The 2,037-nt window shown below is 62.9% G+C and carries 2 protein-coding genes; one reads left to right on the plus strand and one right to left on the minus strand.

Annotated elements, in window-relative coordinates:
* Positions 1-72: 72 nt before the first annotated feature.
* Positions 73-1,263: a benzoate/H(+) symporter BenE family transporter gene (locus G1E_RS25370; protein WP_009682251.1), complete on the minus strand. Its 1,191-nt coding sequence runs from the start codon at positions 1,261-1,263 to the stop codon at positions 73-75.
* Positions 1,264-1,407: 144 nt separating this feature from the next.
* Here G1E_RS25370 and G1E_RS25375 point away from each other — a divergent pair, with 144 nt between their 5' ends.
* Entirely contained in the window at positions 1,408-2,010 is a 603-nt protein-coding gene (locus G1E_RS25375; protein ID WP_047150230.1) for a glutathione S-transferase family protein, read from the plus strand.
* Positions 2,011-2,037 lie beyond the last annotated feature (27 nt).

Genomic DNA, 2,037 nt, shown 5'->3' on the forward strand with positions numbered 1-2,037 from the left:
CTGTCAGCCCTGATGCGATCCCCGTGGGAGCTGGCTTGCCAGCGATAGGGCCGGTACAGGCATCAATAACCCTCAGGCCTTGCGCGGGTTAAGAATCACCAGGGCCAAAACCCCCGCCACAATCCCCCAGAACGCCGACCCGATCGAGAACAGGGTCAGCCCCGACGCCGTCACCATGAAGGTAATCACTGCAGCCTCACGCTCGGGCGCTTCGCTCATGGCAACCGTCAGCCCGTTCATGATCGAGCCAAACAGCGCCAGCGCCGCAATCGACAGCACCAGCTCTTTCGGCAACGCGGCAAACAGCGCTGCCAGGGTCGCCCCGAATACCCCGGCGATGCCGTAGAAAATCCCGCACCACACCGCTGCGGTGTAGCGTTTGCTGGGGTCTTCATGGGCATGCGGCCCAGTGCAGATGGCCGCGCTGATCGCCGCCAGGTTGACCCCGTGCGAGCCAAACGGCGCCAGCAGCAGCGAGGCAAAACCGGTAGCCGAGATCAGGGGCGAGGCCGGTACCTGGTAGCCGTCGGCGCGCAGCACGGCCACGCCAGGCATGTTCTGCGAAGTCATGGCCACCACGAACAGCGGAATGCCGATGCTGATGGTGGCGGCCAGCGAGAAGCTCGGCGTGGTCCACACCGGCTTGGCCACTTCCAGGTGGAAGCCGCTGAAGTCCAGCAGGCCCAGCGCGCCCGACAGTGCGGTACCCACCAGCAAGGCCGCCAGCACGCAGTAGCGCGGCGACAGCCGCTTGACCAGCAGGTAGCTGAAGAACATGCCCAACACCAGCAGGGTACGGTGCTGCGCCGCCACGAAAATTTCGCTGCCGATCTTGAACAGGATGCCCGCCAGCAACGCCGAAGCCAGCGACGCCGGAATGCGTTTGACCAGGCGCTCGAAGCTGCCGGTCAGCCCGCACACCAGCACCAGCACCGCACAAGTGATGTAGGCGCCAATGGCCTCGCCGTAGCTGACCCCGCCCAGGCTGGTGATCAGCAGCGCTGCGCCGGGGGTGGACCAGGCAATGGTGATGGGGGTGCGGTAGCGCAATGACAGGCCGATGCTGCACACCGCCATGCCAATCGACAGCGCCCAGATCCACGACGAGATCTGCGCAGTGGTCAGCCCGGCCGCCTGGCCGGCCTGGAACATCAGCACCAGCGAGCTGGTATAACCGGTGAGCATGGCGATGAAGCCGGCGACCACCGCCGACGGGGCGCTGTCTGCCAGGGGCCGCAGGCGTGCGGAAGTGGCATTGGTCATGAACAAAGTCCTTGTAAAGGTGTAAGCAGTTTTTTCAGACTACAGCCAGCAAGGTGGATCCTTGCCATACAGCGGCCATTGCTTTTAGCCGTACAGTCGCCAACTATTGGGCGCAATTGCAAAACTGCTTTGCAGGGAGGGGCGATGTACAAGGTTTATGGCGACTACCAGTCGGGTAACTGCTACAAGGTCAAGTTGATGTTGAGCCTGCTGGGCCGGCCGTACGAATGGCATCCGGTGGACATTCTCAGGGGCGAGACCGAAACGCCGGCGTTTCTGGCGATGAACCCCAATGGCAAGGTGCCGGTGCTGGAGCTGGAAGACGGCACTTACCTGTGGGAGTCCAACGCCATTCTCAATTTCCTGGCCGATGGCAGTACATTCCTGCCCAGCGAGCCGCGCCTGCGCACCCAGGTGTTGCAGTGGCAGTTCTTCGAGCAGTACAGCCACGAGCCGTACATTGCCGTGGCGCGTTTCATCCAGTTTTACCTGGGGCTGCCAGATGAGCGTATGGAGGAATACAAAAAGCTGCACAAGGGCGGCTACAAGGCCTTGAGGGTGATGGAACGCCAGCTGCAGATGACCCCGTACCTGGTCGGTGAGCAGTATTCGATTGCCGATGTGGCGTTGTATGCCTACACCCATGTGGCCCATCAGGGCGGGTTCGACCTGGCCGATCACCCTGCCGTTCGCGCCTGGCTGGCGCGGGTTGCCAGCCACCCAGGGCATGTGCCGATGGTGGGTTGACCGCTAACCTGTACCGGCCCCATCGCT

Source organism: Pseudomonas sp. TJI-51 (assembly GCF_000190455.2).
Classification (GTDB): domain Bacteria; phylum Pseudomonadota; class Gammaproteobacteria; order Pseudomonadales; family Pseudomonadaceae; genus Aquipseudomonas; species Aquipseudomonas juntendi.

Excerpts from the sequence above, each read along its gene's own strand:
- G1E_RS25370 (WP_009682251.1), bottom strand. The coding sequence starts at position 1,263 with ATGACCAATGCCACTTCCGCACGCCTGCGGCCCCTGGCAGACAGCGCC.
- G1E_RS25375 (WP_047150230.1), top strand. The coding sequence starts at position 1,408 with ATGTACAAGGTTTATGGCGACTACCAGTCGGGTAACTGCTACAAGGTC.